This window comes from Pleionea sp. CnH1-48, assembly GCF_024124665.1.
In the GTDB taxonomy this organism is placed as follows: Bacteria; Pseudomonadota; Gammaproteobacteria; order Enterobacterales; family Kangiellaceae; genus JAMXSB01.
Window position 1 is genome coordinate 42,146 of the sequence record NZ_JAMXSB010000006.1, and the last position, 16,095, is coordinate 58,240.

13 protein-coding genes are annotated in these 16,095 nt (G+C 41.1%); 5 read left to right on the plus strand and 8 right to left on the minus strand.

Going from position 1 to position 16,095, the window contains the following annotated elements; genetic code table 11:
- Positions 1-116: 116 nt before the first annotated feature.
- Complete coding sequence (locus tag NH399_RS10625) at positions 117-2,210, plus strand: winged helix-turn-helix domain-containing protein (RefSeq protein ID WP_253040174.1); 2,094 nt, start codon at positions 117-119, stop codon at positions 2,208-2,210.
- A gap of 28 nt (positions 2,211-2,238) precedes the next feature.
- Here the strand turns inward: NH399_RS10625 and NH399_RS10630 are convergent, their stop codons facing one another.
- The gene (locus tag NH399_RS10630; RefSeq protein WP_253040184.1) at positions 2,239-3,396 is read right to left on the minus strand and encodes a carboxypeptidase regulatory-like domain-containing protein; all 1,158 of its coding nucleotides are present in this window, start codon (positions 3,394-3,396) and stop codon (positions 2,239-2,241) included.
- 10 nt (positions 3,397-3,406) lie between these two features.
- Entirely contained in the window at positions 3,407-5,545 is a 2,139-nt protein-coding gene (locus NH399_RS10635) for a TonB-dependent siderophore receptor (RefSeq protein WP_253040186.1), read from the minus strand.
- Between the two features lie 397 nt (positions 5,546-5,942).
- Here NH399_RS10635 and NH399_RS10640 point away from each other — a divergent pair, with 397 nt between their 5' ends.
- Positions 5,943-6,362 (plus strand): hypothetical protein, encoded by a 420-nt coding sequence (locus NH399_RS10640; protein WP_253040187.1) that lies wholly within the window; start codon positions 5,943-5,945, stop codon positions 6,360-6,362.
- A gap of 515 nt (positions 6,363-6,877) precedes the next feature.
- A complete protein-coding gene (locus tag NH399_RS10645) occupies positions 6,878-8,161 on the plus strand; it encodes a hypothetical protein (protein ID WP_253040188.1) in 1,284 nt (427 codons plus the stop codon).
- 275 nt (positions 8,162-8,436) lie between these two features.
- Here NH399_RS10645 and NH399_RS10650 read toward each other — a convergent pair whose 3' ends face one another.
- On the minus strand, positions 8,437-10,053 hold the full coding sequence (locus NH399_RS10650; RefSeq protein ID WP_253040190.1) for a phosphatidylinositol-specific phospholipase C domain-containing protein: 1,617 nt from the start codon (positions 10,051-10,053) through the stop codon (positions 8,437-8,439).
- A gap of 337 nt (positions 10,054-10,390) precedes the next feature.
- On the opposite strand from NH399_RS10650, the gene NH399_RS10655 reads away from it, so the two are divergent.
- Complete coding sequence (locus NH399_RS10655) at positions 10,391-11,188, plus strand: M12 family metallopeptidase (protein ID WP_253040192.1); 798 nt, start codon at positions 10,391-10,393, stop codon at positions 11,186-11,188.
- 10 nt (positions 11,189-11,198) lie between these two features.
- On the opposite strand, the gene NH399_RS10660 is transcribed toward NH399_RS10655, so the two are convergent.
- On the minus strand, positions 11,199-11,693 hold the full coding sequence (locus NH399_RS10660) for a gamma-glutamylcyclotransferase family protein (protein ID WP_253040194.1): 495 nt from the start codon (positions 11,691-11,693) through the stop codon (positions 11,199-11,201).
- 160 nt (positions 11,694-11,853) lie between these two features.
- Here NH399_RS10660 and NH399_RS10665 point away from each other — a divergent pair, with 160 nt between their 5' ends.
- Complete coding sequence (locus NH399_RS10665; protein ID WP_253040196.1) at positions 11,854-12,459, plus strand: hypothetical protein; 606 nt, start codon at positions 11,854-11,856, stop codon at positions 12,457-12,459.
- Positions 12,460-12,468: 9 nt separating this feature from the next.
- Here NH399_RS10665 and NH399_RS10670 read toward each other — a convergent pair whose 3' ends face one another.
- The 4 genes from NH399_RS10670 to pilW all read right to left on the minus strand — a co-directional run bounded on the left by NH399_RS10670 (position 12,469) and on the right by pilW (position 16,094).
- Positions 12,469-13,023, minus strand: coding sequence for a hypothetical protein (locus tag NH399_RS10670; protein ID WP_253040197.1), 555 nt, complete (start codon positions 13,021-13,023; stop codon positions 12,469-12,471).
- A 144-nt stretch (positions 13,024-13,167) separates the two neighbouring features.
- Complete coding sequence (gene ispG / locus NH399_RS10675) at positions 13,168-14,298, minus strand: flavodoxin-dependent (E)-4-hydroxy-3-methylbut-2-enyl-diphosphate synthase (protein ID WP_253040205.1); 1,131 nt, start codon at positions 14,296-14,298, stop codon at positions 13,168-13,170.
- Between the two features lie 3 nt (positions 14,299-14,301).
- Complete coding sequence (locus NH399_RS10680) at positions 14,302-15,300, minus strand: RodZ domain-containing protein (protein ID WP_253040207.1); 999 nt, start codon at positions 15,298-15,300, stop codon at positions 14,302-14,304.
- Entirely contained in the window at positions 15,291-16,094 is an 804-nt protein-coding gene (gene pilW / locus NH399_RS10685) for a type IV pilus biogenesis/stability protein PilW (RefSeq protein ID WP_253040217.1), read from the minus strand. Before pilW ends, NH399_RS10680 begins: the two co-directional genes overlap by 10 nt.
- Position 16,095: the final 1 nt, after the last annotated feature.

The following is a 16,095-nucleotide window of genomic DNA, read 5'->3' on the forward strand; positions in this document are numbered from 1 at the left end:
AGCCAGAAGCTCAAAAAGAGTGTTGCTTTGACTGATTTAAAGCTGATTTTTACCTGTGTAGCCTTAATAACTGGCCATTTTGGTCAATTGATCCGATAAAATAGGTAAATGTTGTCTTGATCGACGGATTTGGCTTTTTGATCAGTATGAATAAAAACTTTGCTATTAATGACTATCAGATTGATATATCTCGTAACCAGATTGAGCACAATGGAAGTGCTGAAACGCTACAGCCCAAGATGATCTCGGTGCTAATCATCTTGGCCAAACATCAAGGGCAAGTTGTCAGCCATGACCATTTAATGGATGAGGTATGGAGTGATCGTTCTGTAAGCCCTAATACTCTACAGCGTTGTATCGCTCAACTACGCAAAGCATTGGGAGACGATAGCAAGACCCAGACGATCATTAAAACCCACTCTAAACAGGGCTACAGTCTCGAAGCCGATGTCAGATGGCAAACAGATATAGCCACGACAGTGACGCAAACAGCCAATCCTTATCGAGTAGCCGCCGTCGCAACGGTTATTACAGGCATTCTGCTGCTGAGTGCGTTTTTTATTCGGGAGCCTGGTATTCAATCCTTTGAAACGCTAGAACCTATGACCGCAAGCGACGAAAAAGAGTTCTACCCAAACTATTCGCCAGACGGTCGCTACCTGGTTTTTCATCGATACCTCGATGTTTGCCAAAACCATATTTGGGCCAAAGATTTGCAGACCCAACAAGAATTTCGCTTAACGCAGGAACCAGGAGTATACGGCCCCCACAGTTGGTCAGCTGATGGAACCCAACTGGCCTTTATTCTTCAAGAAAACTGTCACGCCTCCCCAAGTCAACTGCGCATGTGCTGGCGCCTCCAGACACTCGACTTTATCAGTGCACTCAATGGGCCTGTTGCTCCAGTTCAACGCCTGGATTGTGATACCCAGCTCACTCAAATTCCCAAGTGGTTAAATGATGGCAATATCGTCATGTTGCGGCAGGGAGTTAAGGCCAATAAGCTGGTGCACTATGATGTGCGCAGCCATACCTTAAGTGACTTTTATCAGCCGCAAGATTCAAAGCTCTATGATTTTGATTACTCCCCTAAAAGCAACATGCTCGCAGCCGTGAGCAAAACTCTCGATGGTACTCACAAACTGGAACAACTAACAACCAACGGCGAAGTATCGACCAGGGCAAACATTCAACCTCCTTCGCATTTTTCTTACTATGAGCACTTTTCTCCGGCTTTTCATCACAGTGGAAAATACTTAATTACCAATACGAACAAAGGTCTTTATAAACTCTCGTTAAATGGAGAGATGACTCAATTAGAAGCTCCGACATACCAGGATCTTTACACACCCACCTTTCACCCAAACGAGGACTCACTTGTAGCGACTTACGGCCATGTTGATCTGGATATTGCAGCCATTAGTTTGGCACAACCGGACTCTCCTCCAGCATCCGTTGGATTCAATCAGGTTTATTTACCCTACCCAAGCATTGCACGATCGACAGCTTATGATAGCAGTGCTTACTACCAGCCCAATGGTCATCTAATAGCCTTTGTTTCGAATCGTTCTGGAGCCGACCAACTTTGGTTGTTTGATAACAAAAAGCTCTGGCAACTAAGCCAGTTGCCTCCTGATAGCCGTATTAATGGTATTAGCTGGTCTCCGGACGGAGAACGCATAGCCCTAATTGTTGATGACAAGCTCACTATTGTCAGTTTATCTGGAGACTATCGAGCCATAGATACAGAACGTCCGTTAAAATTCCTACAGCAATGGAACAATGACAATCAACTGCTTGTGGTAGCCGACCATCACCAACTCAATGAATGGCTCAAACTTGATCTCAATACACTAACATTTACCTCTACTGGTATCGGACCAGTAAAGTGGGCCAAAGTCATCAACAATGACACCATATTATTTATCGACTGGAAATCAAGATTGTGGAAAAAATCTGGAGAAGTCGTTAAAGAGATTTCTTCAGCTCCTCACAAGTTCCACGGAAAGCGCTTTGTTTTATCACAAGATGATTTATACGGAATCAATGCTCAAGATCAGCTCTGGAAGCTAAATATCACCTCTCAAAACTATCAGGTTGTAAAACAACTCAAAGAACAGGTTTGGTGGCCTAGCGACATAAAGGGTGACAATATGCTCATTATTCAGAGCATTTCTTCGCGCAAAGAAATCGTAAAGATTAGCCCATAGCTTTTGCAATGGGCTAATAAGACAGTGGCTATTGATTTAAAGATTTAATATAAGCGATCACATTGTTGGTCAATCGTATGCCGTTGGCATCTGTCACGTCACCAAAGGTCGACTGATAGTAGGCCGCTTGATTTAATACAATCTTAGAACTGCTTCTAGGATCTGTGTACTCAGCAATGATCACATCAGACTCAGCCAACACCGTTCCCGAACCACTGGTAAAATCTTCTGCTGGTGTAGTCACGACAATGTTCCAGTTAGGACTGTTTTCTATGGATGACTTGAGTGCCGCATCAAACACTACATTTTGCTTAACGGTTTGCTGTCCTGCTTCAATATAACTCCAGTCAGTAAAAGAGACACCAGCCACCAAAGGATGATTAGGATCCACAATATTTCCGGATACAAAGTCATTAAAAGGCGCGTCTTCTGTGTGCAGTGCGAACTGCTGATCGCCGATTAAAAAGGGAATCGGCGTGGCTTCAACCGTAAAGTCATTAATTTGACCAATATAAATAGAACCGCCATTAGCCAGGAAGTTATCAATTACAGCTTGATTGGTAACTAGCTCTGAAAAAGGTGAAAACACCGTCGCATCAAGACCTATAACCAACACGTTAAAATTGTTTGCATCAAGCTGGTTCATTTGTCCAATCATCGATTGATAACGAATACCATGAGCGGTTAATAGTTCGGTCATGCGTTGCTTATCTTCGGGATCAAAAAGAGCAACGGCTGGCGAATCGCCATCGTTCTGCGCAGGAAAAACTTGCAACACGGTTCCCTTGTTGATTTGTCCATTCACTAAGTTATCCGGAACAAAGTCTACAGGCCCTACTGGTACGCTAACTTTTATAAACCCACTAGCAAGAAACAATAGTTTATAAGTTCCTTGAGGTAGCTCATCAATTTGATAGCGGCCATTAGCATCGGTCACTGCTTGTTGTATGACTTTTCGACCATTGCTATCTAAAGTGACTTCTCGATTAAAAGGTATCGTCACAACAGCAACACCAGCTATGGGATTCCCTTGTGAGTCAGTGACCGTTCCAACCACATCAGCAAACTGAGTCGAACCACTCGATGAAGAGCCTTCGTTGGTAATTTCAAATTGCGTATCGCGGCAGCTGCCCAGACAAAACAAGACCAGGCACGCACAAAAATAGTTAATTACACGAGTTTTCACTAGCTACCCCTCAGTCAAATGTGTAACTCAAAAACGCTTGAATTTTTCGGCCCTCGATTGGAATGTCATCTAACAATCCAATGGATGCCTCAATCTCATCACGACCATCATCATCTAACAAATTTGACACTGTTAATGTAAAGTCTAGCCCGTGAGTAAAAACGTTCTTGCTTTGAAGATTTAGATAAACTAATCGTTTAGAGCCAACTTTCGCTCTATCATCCCCTTCTTCTCGCTCAGGCGACGAGTAAAATGAAAAACCAAAACCGAGTTGTTGCCAATCATTAAACTCATAAGCTCCGTAAGCATTGAATCGATGAGGTGAATGAATATTAGCTCCAGCCCCGGTATCCACTCCGGTCGTTTTTTGATACGAGTAATTAAAGTTTACGTAATCTAACCCAGCAAACTGTCCCCGAAACTCTACCTCAGCACCCCGAGAACGTCTTTCGCCAGCATTCTGCCATTGCTCAATACCCGATGTTGCATTAAAGAATATTTCATTGCTGGTTTCATTATTAAAAAACGTTAATGACGAGACCATCGTTGACGAGAACTCGTACCCAACTTGCCATTCAATACTATTAATTTCTGTGGGCTGTAAATTAGCATTTCCACGACGACGGTTCGCACTTAATGTCGGCGTCGCATCAAATAGCTGAGAGAATGCAGGAGGCTTGAAAGCTTGGCCATACAGAAGCTTACTGTAAACAGCATCCGTCACTCGATAGACAATACCGAGTCTCGGGTTCAGAGTACTACCAAAATCACTGTAATCACCAAACCGAATCCCCGTAGTCACCTGCACTTTATTGTTAACCTGCCAACTATCTTGCAAGTAGAGCGCGTTAAAGTCTCGCTTAATGTCTTGCGGCATAAATTCAGAAGTCATATCACGAGCAGGAAAGATCTCGATAGGTCCACGTCCAGCCAATGAAACATTCGCCGTTTTGTGCACTTCCTTTAACTCCGTAGAATCAAAGGTTGCACCAATCAACCATTGATGACTTTCAGAAAACTCGTAAGTTGCAGCAATATCAATACCCAAACTTTGTGTTTTGTGTTGAAAGTTCTCAATAATGCCCGAAGGAAAATTTTCATTTAGCCCGTCCTGATCTTCATCGCCACGAATTTGTGGAGGTTGGCTCTGACCAAAGAGCTTAGACTCATTTAATACAGCGTAGAATTTACTAGTGACTTCCCAACTGGCTAGATCACGCCAATGGTGGGTCAAAGAAAAAACATCCTGCGTTGATTCTCGAATCGTTTTTCCAGGCTCTGTCACTATCCCCAAATGACTCAGAATAGGATTGCTAATAATCTGACTATGAACAAAACCTAACGAGAAATCTTTATAACTCAGATTAACATGACCGTTGTACTTTTCGGTTTCTGCCTGCCTGATGGTCGGCGTTAATGTGGGATTCAATAGCGGAGGTAAAAAGCGACCAGGAACTGGCGTAAAAATAGCATCCTGTACAATAGGCAGCTCATCGCCCTTATTGTCAAAGTAGCTAAAACTCACGCTTACCTTCAAATCAGGGCTAAGAGAAGTGACTTCATCATTAAAACTGACCTTAAACTGCTTTTCATCAAAAGAACCGGCACCGACTTTAAGCTCAATACGCTCTTTTTGACTGCCAGGCTTTTTTGTAAATAACTGGATAACAGATGAAACCGCATAACTTCCGTACAGCGCGGAGCCTGGCCCTCGAATCACTTCAATACGCTCAATATCATCGAGGGTGCGAGAATAAAAGTCAAAACGCCCTTCTAACGCATCATTAACGGGCACTCCATCGATTAAGACAAGTACCCCATCTCTGAGACCAATACCGCGAACAACCATCAGTTGATCGCCTTTTAGCTGGTTGAGCGGTGAGAATCCTGGGATCAACCGCAACGCATCAAACAAAGTGGTAATACCAGCTTCTTTAATTTCTTGAGCACTTAAAACGCTAATGATTGATGGCGCTTCTGCAATAGATTGCTCATTTTTAGTCGCTGTAGAAACCTTAACCCCCAACAACTCTTCCATGGTCATTGAATAGATATCATCGTCAGTCTGTTTCTCTGCGCCTACAGAGTATCCAGAAAAGACGACAAAAGTTGCCAAGAAGCAGTTATTTTTAGATGTTTTAGACCACATTCAGGTGAAAACCTCACACAAGGACAACTACGCAATAAGTTATTGAAAGTTGAGAGATAAATATAGTTGAGTCGGATGATTTTTTAAAGTGTTATGATGTCTATCGATGGATATCTTGTCCTTCGGTTAACCCTAAAGCAAAAAGCTTTGCATTAGAATTCAACATTCGTTAGAATCCTGCCTGTTTTTTGAACAGACTTTAATCAAGGGAACGACTAAAGTCAGCAGCTTTGCTGCATATTTATTTGAATTATCAACCCGTTACAGGGCAATAAAGGTGGCATTAGCTAGGTGCAGATAGGATGCAATTGATCAATTTGATTAAGCTAAGCCCTTATTAACTTTTATTTAATTTCTTAATTATTTTAGTAACCAACATAACCAATAGGACAAATGAATGATTCTGAATAAACTACAGAATGCAGTCTTCATGATTACGACTATAGCTTTCTTAAGCAGCTGCTCGACGACAAAGGTTCAAACTTCAGAGCTAGAAATAGTAGATAAGGACAACAACCAAACTCCAAAACTAGAGATAGTTGGTGAAGGCAACAGCCAAATGAGGCAAAATTTGTTGTCCTTAAATGCTCAAAGTACAGATAATTTAGAAGTTGATCGTATCGAGCAAGCACTTATTAGCTTGGTGGAAATATCTTCGTTATCTAATATCGAGTCTTGTTCTGAATACATGAAAGCACTAGACGAAAAAGATATAAATGTGGAGGCCATTGATGATTCAACTATCGTCCTATATCTAGACAAAGGTTTACCGATAGAAAAAACCTTTGAACAAGGCTGTCAAATCGATACATTCTAACTCAACTTAATACAAACTTAGAGCAGTCCTTAAGCGTTCTAAGCTATTGGACTGCCAACGACACAACCTAGAGTTATAAGAACTGCAACCTTTTTACTTCTTTCGCCTTTTGACTGAAAGGTTAAAGCGCTTGCTAATGCCTGAATAGAAGAGTCGATAAATCATCCAGTCTCTCTTTAGTTGCTTCCCATTCAGGCATCATTTACTTCACAACCGATGGATTCCTTCAGCGTAGTTGCGCTCAGCTAAATGACACAGCTTGAGAAAAATCACATAACGAGTAGTCCACCTTAGTCCTATATGAGTTACTAACTTAGCTTCCATTCGTTTAACTAACATCCTTTTAGCTCTCATTCTTAACACCAGAGTTACAACTACCTTTTTAGGTGAATGTTACATTACCAATAAGAGGAAATTGGAAGTAACTGCTAAATAAGTGAATCTATTTCAACTTTTTATTACTGAAACCTTAAGGAGCTCCGTCATCAAAAGTGAAACTTAAAAAGGAGGCATCCATGCAAACTAGTATCACCAATTCGACCCAAATAAATACTTCCCCGAAACCTCATACGAGCAAAGAAACATCAAATAAAACAAAGGAAAGTCAAAGACTTAAGTTAAAACCCATAGAAACACAAAGGAAAATACCTACCTCTTCTCCTTCAAGCTCAAAGGCTTTGACTTCAAAACTTACAGAACCAGCTTCGAAAAGCCTTACTTTAAAACTGAAGATACAACCCGCTCCAGTGCTACAAGAGCTCGAAGTCGTGAAAATGGATGAATTTAAAAACTCAAGCCCTGACGGAAAAGTAGTAATAAACGATGAACACAATACTCTTTATGTTCTATATGATAGCGAGGCTCCAGATGAGGCTCTAGATTCCATTTCTTCACTAAAAGACAATGATTCACACAAGCTATCACCACGACCACAGTCAATTATTACAAAAGGATTTGTGAAAGATGAACATGGTGATATTTTTAAGGCTTACCGATTCAATGCACAACTATTTCCTAAAAAAGAAATTCAGGAAATAGAGCACAACAGCTCACAAGCGAAAAAATACGATGAAAAAAGCTTCTTTCCAAAGTTAATGTCATCTTCTCAAGAAAAGTCGGCCCAGAAAAACTTGGAGAAAACATCTGAAGAAGTACTTGATCCACAAATTAAAAAACTGCCCTCGAAAAAGAATATTACACGTTATGCTCAACAGTCGCTGGTTATGAAAAATGACTGTGGTAATGTTGCAACGATACTGCAGCAGTTAATGCGCAATGAAAATATTGCCCCTTCACCGAGTTCCCAAATACAAACCCTTTCAAACTTAAATGAAAGCACTGAACGGAAGTTAGCAGAGATTAAATTGCAACCGGGAGACAAAATGGTCTGTATGTATAAAGGAAAAAACCCGACTGGGTGTAAATATCATGCGGTTACCGTAGTGATGGCCGACAAAGACTATATAGTATGTGCTGAAGGCCATGCCGGAATAGAATACAAAGAGCCCGACTTGCATATTTATAAGCGAGGCGCTCTAGGGTTCGTTCAATCAAATTTAGAAGCTCTCAATAAACTGGATAAAGAAGGCAATGGTCAGCAACATCTTGACGAATTAAAAGTGTTTCCAGCAAGAGAGAACAACGCTAGACTGGAACGAATGAAAACCAACTCAGAAACTCTTAAGTCAGCTTTGTCAGAAAAGAACATTCCAGAAATGGAAAAAATATTGAAAGAAAAGCCTATGCTGAAAGGCACTATTCTACCTAAAGAAACGGTCAAAACGTCGTCCTCAAAATAGTCTACCATCACCAGGCTTCTCGCTAACAACTTGAAGTCTGAGGACATACTCTGTCTTTTTTTCTTTGTCTGACTAGAATTAAAAGCATCCTCAAAAATAGAAGCCAGTAAGGTAGCAGGCTCATTATCAAACTTTTTAGAATAGGAAAAGCAAGGGAATTAAATCTGCGATACAATAGAGAATCGCAACATGCATTAATATTATAAAAACATTAGTTTTATTGGGAACAATAAAATTAAAGCAGTGGATAGCCTATCCACTGCTTTAGTTAAAGTTTACAAGCCAATATCCTCAATGCTTTTTCTTTTTATTAGTTGAAATAAGTTTTTACTGGGTTGTGAATGGCTTCGATTTGCTCTCATCGAACCAATATTGAGTGTACTACCATCAGGGTTGTGGCCATCCCATAACGATACATCATACTTGCCACCCGAACCTGCATCATTCCATTTAAAGTTCTGATATGGCGAAGCCGTTACATAACTTTTATGAACGCAACGAATCAAGTCCGTTGAGGGCGCTAACCCATGATTCGTAGTAGCAACGTCTCCTAAGCAAACATACCCGTTGGGTGCAATAGGTCGCCAGATGCTAGCATCAGTATCCGCTCCCGTTCCTCTGTCATTCCAGACCCAGTTATATCCGAGTGGTTTGGTAACACCTATTTGATCGCCTTTGACTAAATACAGCTGCACATTATGATCGAAATGATGAGAGCCTGTAGGTATATCACCCAAAGGATAATAACCATTAGCTGTTCTGGGTCGCCAAATGGCACCATCTCGATCTGCACCAGAACCATGATCGCCCCAAATCTTATCAACACCTGGCGCTCTAGCAACAATCAATGATTGTGTGGGCTGAGCAGGTTCAATGGTATTTAATTTTACCGCCAAAGGAATCATGGCTGTATATTCAAAAAAATCAGCCGTCATAATATTAGGTCGATAGCCTTGTTCCACCCAACCAGGAACCCATTCTCCAAGGTAAGGACGCATCCAATCTTGTGTCCATTTTAAAATGCTGCCGGAGCTGAATACATTAAAAACATCTTCAATAATGGTTGAGGTTTGTGGAGTGAAAGTAAAGGAGCTAGAAACTATTTTATCTTGAGACGCATTTTTCAATCCCTTGTAAACTCGGCCATTACGAACCCAACCATTCAATAGTCGATTATGCAAGTCCGTCGAGTTCTCAGTATCGGCCCAGGTACCTTCCTTCTGTGACGCGCCATAATAACCACGCGCTTCTCCTTGCGAGCTGCTCGAACCCCACATCACTACAACATTATTATTCACACCGTCAACAGGATCCTCTTTCCATAAATCATTGAGTGTTAAGTGTGCCGCGCGAATATTGGTATCAGGCTTTCTGGTTGCAAGATATTCGTCAAACATATCTAACAACGCAGGCATGTCACTAGCGCTTGGCGTTTTATCGACCTCAAGAATAATAGGCTCTTTAGGATGTTCATTGGCAAACTGTTGAACTTGTGCCAGAACATCTCTCACTTTCATGCCGACAAGTCCATGAACGATCACAAACTCATTGTCTTTGCGAAGTATTCTTAGATCAAAATGACGAATTCCCTTTTGCAACATAGTATAGATGTCGTAGCTTTGCGTCCTTCCCCAGTCAGCTACGACACCTTTTGCCGCAGCATAAATAGCATTAGCATCTGGAGCTAGGTCGGAAGAAGAATTCATATTGTATGTTCCTGAATCATGGGTTCCAGGAATTACCATCTGTCTTAAAGTAGTGTGCCCACGTCCCTGATAAACCTGAGCGACCCAATTTGCAGAATCATATTCTCCAATAGAATCAGCAAAGGTATGAGTAGCTATTCCAGCTAATGCACCAACAAGCATGAGTTTCTTAACATCACTTTTCATCGAGCTCTCCTATTTGATTTTTATTTTTCGAACGATTAAAGCTGGGTTGTCTTAAACTTAAAGCACAAGAAAGTGCCTATTCCGATTAATGAAGAATACACCAAGGCAAACGAGAAATTTGTAAGGATGTGTATGAATGAAAAGTGTTGTATAGAAAGTCCTAAACGAGAAAACAAATCTTTATTGGAGATTTATTTTCGAATAATCATACCTATTAAGAGATAATCCATTAAACTACTTTTCTACATTACGGAAGGAACCCATACAAAACCAAGTAAATATAATCTCATGATTAATCGGTTTCTTCTTACCTTGCTCATAAAATCAGGAAATATTTATGAATAATCTATTTAAAACTTCGCTCTGCTTTGTTTTTGCAGTACTTTCCAGCAGCGCTTTTAGTTCGAGTGCGGTAATGAACAATATCCAAAACCATTTGTGGCCTGTAGAAAGGCACAATGGTTATGATGTTATTATTGTGCCCTATAAAATTGATGGCAGTTTTAGCTCTACGGACTTACAGACAATTGAAGACTCACTGGAGGATTTACAGTCAAAAATATCTATCCAATTTAAATCTTATAACCCTACCATTCATAACGACTACGTATCGATAACCAATAATTACGAAGGCTGCTATAGCTTTGTAGGAAAGCAAAATGGCGTCACGACTTTAAATCTGGAATCCGGCATCACTCGTAGCTGTGTAACTACTCCAGTTATTCAGCACGAAATCATGCATACTTTAGGCTTTCACCATGAGAACCAAAGAGCTAACAGAGATAGTCATGTAAGCATAAACTTTGCAAACCTAGCACCCGGTATGGAATCTCTGTTCGATAAAACACTGGGTATCAATGATCTTAGCCTGCCCTACGACTATGATTCTATTACTCACCTTAGCCGAAACGCATTTGCTCGTGATAATTCATACGACACGATTACCACCTTATTACCTCAGTATCAGAGTACTATCGGGCATCAGCCATCAGTCAGTGATTTGGATATCCTGGCTGTGCATCTTCTTTACGGAGTTCAGCAGCCCAGCCCAGAAAGCGAAGCGAACAGCCCTTGCAATCCAATGAATCCTGTCAGCGTTTATTGTGACTCCACAACGGGTGCCGAAGAATGGTAAAAATCAGCTTTCAGGGAGAATAAATTCCCATTTCTTTTTGATGGCGTTCTAAGTTGGGGTCTTTGATTGAATTAACGGCCTCAATTTCACGAATGTAATTTGATGGGAGTTTATTTTCTTTTGCTCCTCTAAGCACATGCTCCTTGTACCAGTTGTATGGAAGCATTGTAGAATCAATAACAGATGCAACATAAAGAAAAGCATTCTTTTCCTCACCTTTATCATTAAAGACAAAAACTTCTTTTAATTCATATCCTTTGCCAACCCCTTCAATTTCATCCAGGATACTTTTGTCTTTCGTACAGATATCATAAAGCACACCGAGTACAGAAGCATTGCTCTCACCAGTTTGAATAACGTCGCACTTGGCCGAACCATCTTTACCTTTCTTATGAAAAGCTAATCGATAACCTTTTAATGTTGCTACTCCAACCTTTTTTACAGAAGGAATTCTTGCAGCTATCCGTCTTAGTGACATATTAGAGCCATAGGCGAAATACAACATGATGATCAACTCCAGTTTTCAAATAAGTAGAGCAACATGCTCATCTACTCGATAAAGCTATTTAAGCACTTTCATTTTTGTTTTACAATTTGACTTAAATCTTAAGGTAAAAAGGAGTTTTACCCAAATAAAGTATGGAAAGTTTATATAAGAGTGCATTATGAGCCATTTTGATAATTACATTGATCAATGCCGGAAAAACTATTTTTCTGATCACAATAATTTTTTGTTACGACTTAAAAAGCAATTTACTTTAAAAATCCCCCGTCCAAACTGGTGCACATCCAGTGATAATCTCTACCAGTTTTTCCAAAACCAAGGAAAACTAATCAGCCGTGGAAATATTGTCTGGGGACACATTGTTCAGGCCAATCAGCTACTTTTTACTCCCAATGACGACCATGACTGTCCTGCGAGCATTGTTTATTGTCCAGAGCCAAATATAAGTGTTCAATTTGAAACGCTTAAAACTGTCGCCCACACTCTGTATGAACTTAAAAATACCACACCAGATGATCCGGAGAAGGCTAAAATAGCAGCCATGCTAACTAGTGAAGTGTCTCGTACTTTCGGCCTAAAAATTCCAGATGAACTGTCTTCTGGTCTTAAGCTGAGAGAATCATCCATCATGATTTGTAGAAAACATTTGCCTCAAGGTTATCTACGCCGAGGTTTGCTTCCTATCTTAGTTTCACCTCAAGAGCCCTATTATGCAATGACACTACCTCAGAAATATTGGGCCAAAGATTTTAGAGAAAATTGGTAACCTTATTATTTATTGCTCACAACTCATGACTCTATCGGGGCGTTCCATTTCACTCGTGATCGCCCAACATTCCTCGTACAATGAACAATAGCACAATGATAATAAAGCCTTATCACCAACATTTTTGACTCTTTTAATAAATTCTACATCGGCTTCTAACCTAAGAAATTGGCGATGACCGCCAGCAGGAAGAAGCATTCCTTTATTGATCGTTGACTCGGATATTTTTAACGATAGTTGATTATTTTTTTCATTCTTTTTTGCTGCATCCACCAGTGCTCGCCAACCAGAAATTTTCTTTTTTTCAAGCTCTAGCAAAAAGCTTTCAATAACTGCAGGTCCTAATCCTTCATTTTTTATTTCGATAGAAAATGAACCTTGGGAATTTGTAGTATCCGTATGAGAGTTAATAACAATAAAAGGGCGAACAGAAAGACGGGTATGAGTACGCTCTAGCTCTGCTTCTTCTCTCATAACCTGAGTTTGCACAATAGCAACAACAACAGCAGCAATAGCAGTGACCATCGCAGTCAGTGAAACCAAAACTTCTAATTTTATTTTCATATTGAACCCCAGAATCAATTCTTTTCCATTGCAATTTGCCAGGCCATAGAACTCCATAAGGCCGATAGTACTAAAAACCCAGAACAAAAAAATAAGGCGGTAACAAATACCGCCTTACAGACAAACACATCAAGACTTTAATTTTTAGGAAGTTGCTATCACTTCCTGACCGTGAGACTTCTCAGCGATATCCGCTTCTCGTTGAGCAACTCGACTACGGATTTCCTTTTCTAATTCATCCACTAATTGCTCATTATCGATCTTATGATCTTTCTCACCTTCAGAGTACATTAGGCTGGCACCTGCGCCTCCGGTTAGACCAATATCAGCTTCTTTTGCTTCACCCGGCCCATTAACCACACAGCCGATGATGGCCACATCCATTGCCGCTCGAACATCTTCTAGTCGACCTTCAAGAGCATTCACCGTTTTAATCACATCAAACTGCTGACGAGAGCATGATGGACAAGCGATAAAGTTAATGCCGCGTTGGCGTAAGCCTAAGCTTTTTAGAATGTCGTAACCAACTTTAACTTCTTCTACAGGATCTGCAGCAAGCGAAACACGAATGGTGTCACCGATACCTTCTGCCAATAACATTCCCAGACCAACAGCAGATTTAACCGAACCAGCGCGAGCACCACCGGCTTCGGTGATCCCTAGATGCAGAGGCTGATCGATTTGTGATGCCAAAATACGATAAGCAGAAACCGTCATAAAAACATCCGATGCTTTTAGACTGATTTTATAATTATCGAAGTTATGGCGATCTAAAATATCAATATGGCGCTGTGCTGATTCAACCAATGCTTCTGGCGTAGGCTCACCGTATTTTTTCTGTAAGTCTTTTTCCAAAGAACCCGCATTCACACCGATACGGATAGGAATATTTTTATCTCGCGCCGTCTCAATAACGGCCGAAACACGTTGCTCGTTACCAATATTACCCGGGTTAATACGCAAACAATCCACACCATACTCGGCCACTTTTAAGGCGATACGATAGTCGAAATGAATATCAGCAATAAGAGGAACTGGAGCCCGTTGCTTAATTAACTTAAATGCTTCGGCAGCATCCATGGTAGGGACAGAAACACGAACCACATCGGCTCCAGCGTCTGCCAGTTGATTAATTTGATGAAGGGTCGCTTCTACATCGCAAGTCTCAGTGTTTGTCATGCTCTGCACAGCGATAGGTGCATCACCACCAATAGGAACATTGCCGACCCATATCTTGCGTGACTGTCGACGCTTAATCCAAGAAACACCTTTCATAATTTATTTTCCTACTACAAAATTCGCTGTTTTGCCGGGCGCAAAAGAAGACATATCAAACGCTACGTTATTTAGCTGGATGCCAACAACAGAAGGATTACCCAGTTTTACTTTAAACGGCGCCTGTCCTTGCAACGACATCACTTTGCCACTTTTTTTAAGTCCGACAGCTAAACGTTCACCAGTGTTGTCATAAATTTCGAGCCAGCAATCGCCCGATACAGTCACTAGTAATATATCCTGAGCTTGAGTCGCTTCTGTGACAACAGGTTCTGTAACAGTTGTCTCTGTAAAGTTGCTCGTTTGAAGCTGTTCTGTTTGAGATTGCTCTAGAGCGATATTAGTTTCGGGCTCAACCTCTTGTGCACCAGCTGTTTGAGAATCAACAACAGCAGACTCAGAAGGTTGCGGGACAGACTGTTGAGGAGGTTCGGATGTAACAACAGTAGCGGCATCCTCTGTGGACAAGCTGATACTTCCTGTCGCAGATTCGCTCACTTCTGTGGCGATGTTTGCCGAACCAGTGTCTTCAACATCAAGAGCCAGCACATTGGTTGTGGATGCCGTTGTCGCAGCAGAACTCGATTTGGCGGCCCAACGATCTTTGATCCCCCAAACAGCCAAACCAATAAATGCAATGACGATCAAATAAGTAATGGATTTGAAAACAGCATTCTTAGAATTAAGTTCTTTACGTTGAGTTCGGTATGCCCCGAGGTTACTCAATGTTTTTAATTCGGCTTTCTCATCGACGGAGCTATTGAATAACTTAATGACTTCGTCATCATTGAGTTTAAGTAGCTGTGCGTAAGAACGAATATAACCTCGATAAAATGCGGCAGAAATTGAAGCATCATAGTTTTCGGATTCAATTTCCTTGATGCGCTGTAAGGGTAAACACAAACGCTTCGCCACATCGTCCTGTTCGATCGATTGTTGGCGACGGGCGTGAGATAATATTTCGCCCGTAGAATGATTAAGTTCTGCTTCGGTTATAGCCATTGATCTTTAGTGTCCAGAAACTTTTCGGTTTCTTCTGAATCAGGATAAAGTTTTTCTAGTTGCAACGCATAACTGGCCACTGCATCTTTATCACCCAATTGATGTTCCGTTCTCAGTCCTAACCATAAAGATTGAGGCGAGTGAGGTGCAACCTCACGATAGCGCTTCAAGTAACTCTTAACTCGATTATAACGCTTAAGCTCAAACTCTAATGATGCCATCGCTAACAAAGGCCCAGGTAATTTGGCATTGATGTTGAGTGCTCTACGGTAATACTGCGATGCTTGCTCGGTTTTCTTTTGGCGCATAGCACAATTACCAGCGTTTAAATAGGCCGCGGCGATGTTGCTATATGTAGGGACATCTATCGCTTGCGAAAAATAATCCTCTGCTTTTTCATAATCCCCCACAGAGCATAACAATTGAGCATAGGCATTCATGTAATCAGGATTATCATCGTCCAACCTTAGTGATCTCACAAAGTGCTTTTTTGATGCCGCAACATCTTTGGACAATTGATAATAGAACCCTAATGCATAATGCAGTGGTGCGTAGTCTTCTTTATGGTGTTGGGCTTTATCAAGATGGTATTTTGCGCGTTTTAGATCTTGTCTTTGCAGGTAAGCTAAAGCCGCAGACACGCGCTTACTCGCTGCGTTTTCTCTGTCGTAGTTAGACTCGACAATTTGGCTGCCGCTACCTAAGTTAGATATTTTGGTTGAAGACTGGGTTTGACACCCGCTTGCCAAGATAACAAGCAAGGCCAATGGAACTAACTGAATCGATCGTATCATT

What these genes read in the sequence shown, in the direction of transcription:
- NH399_RS10645 (WP_253040188.1), top strand. Translation starts at nt 6,878, where the DNA reads ATGCAAACTAGTATCACCAATTCGACCCAAATAAATACTTCCCCGAAA.
- NH399_RS10670 (WP_253040197.1), bottom strand. Translation starts at nt 13,023, where the DNA reads ATGAAAATAAAATTAGAAGTTTTGGTTTCACTGACTGCGATGGTCACT.
- NH399_RS10680 (WP_253040207.1), bottom strand. Translation starts at nt 15,300, where the DNA reads ATGGCTATAACCGAAGCAGAACTTAATCATTCTACGGGCGAAATATTA.
- ispG (WP_253040205.1), bottom strand. Translation starts at nt 14,298, where the DNA reads ATGAAAGGTGTTTCTTGGATTAAGCGTCGACAGTCACGCAAGATATGG.
- NH399_RS10635 (WP_253040186.1), bottom strand. Translation starts at nt 5,545, where the DNA reads ATGTGGTCTAAAACATCTAAAAATAACTGCTTCTTGGCAACTTTTGTC.
- NH399_RS10665 (WP_253040196.1), top strand. Translation starts at nt 11,854, where the DNA reads ATGAGCCATTTTGATAATTACATTGATCAATGCCGGAAAAACTATTTT.
- NH399_RS10650 (WP_253040190.1), bottom strand. Translation starts at nt 10,053, where the DNA reads ATGAAAAGTGATGTTAAGAAACTCATGCTTGTTGGTGCATTAGCTGGA.
- pilW (WP_253040217.1), bottom strand. Translation starts at nt 16,094, where the DNA reads ATGATACGATCGATTCAGTTAGTTCCATTGGCCTTGCTTGTTATCTTG.
- NH399_RS10640 (WP_253040187.1), top strand. Translation starts at nt 5,943, where the DNA reads ATGATTCTGAATAAACTACAGAATGCAGTCTTCATGATTACGACTATA.
- NH399_RS10655 (WP_253040192.1), top strand. Translation starts at nt 10,391, where the DNA reads ATGAATAATCTATTTAAAACTTCGCTCTGCTTTGTTTTTGCAGTACTT.
- NH399_RS10660 (WP_253040194.1), bottom strand. Translation starts at nt 11,693, where the DNA reads ATGTTGTATTTCGCCTATGGCTCTAATATGTCACTAAGACGGATAGCT.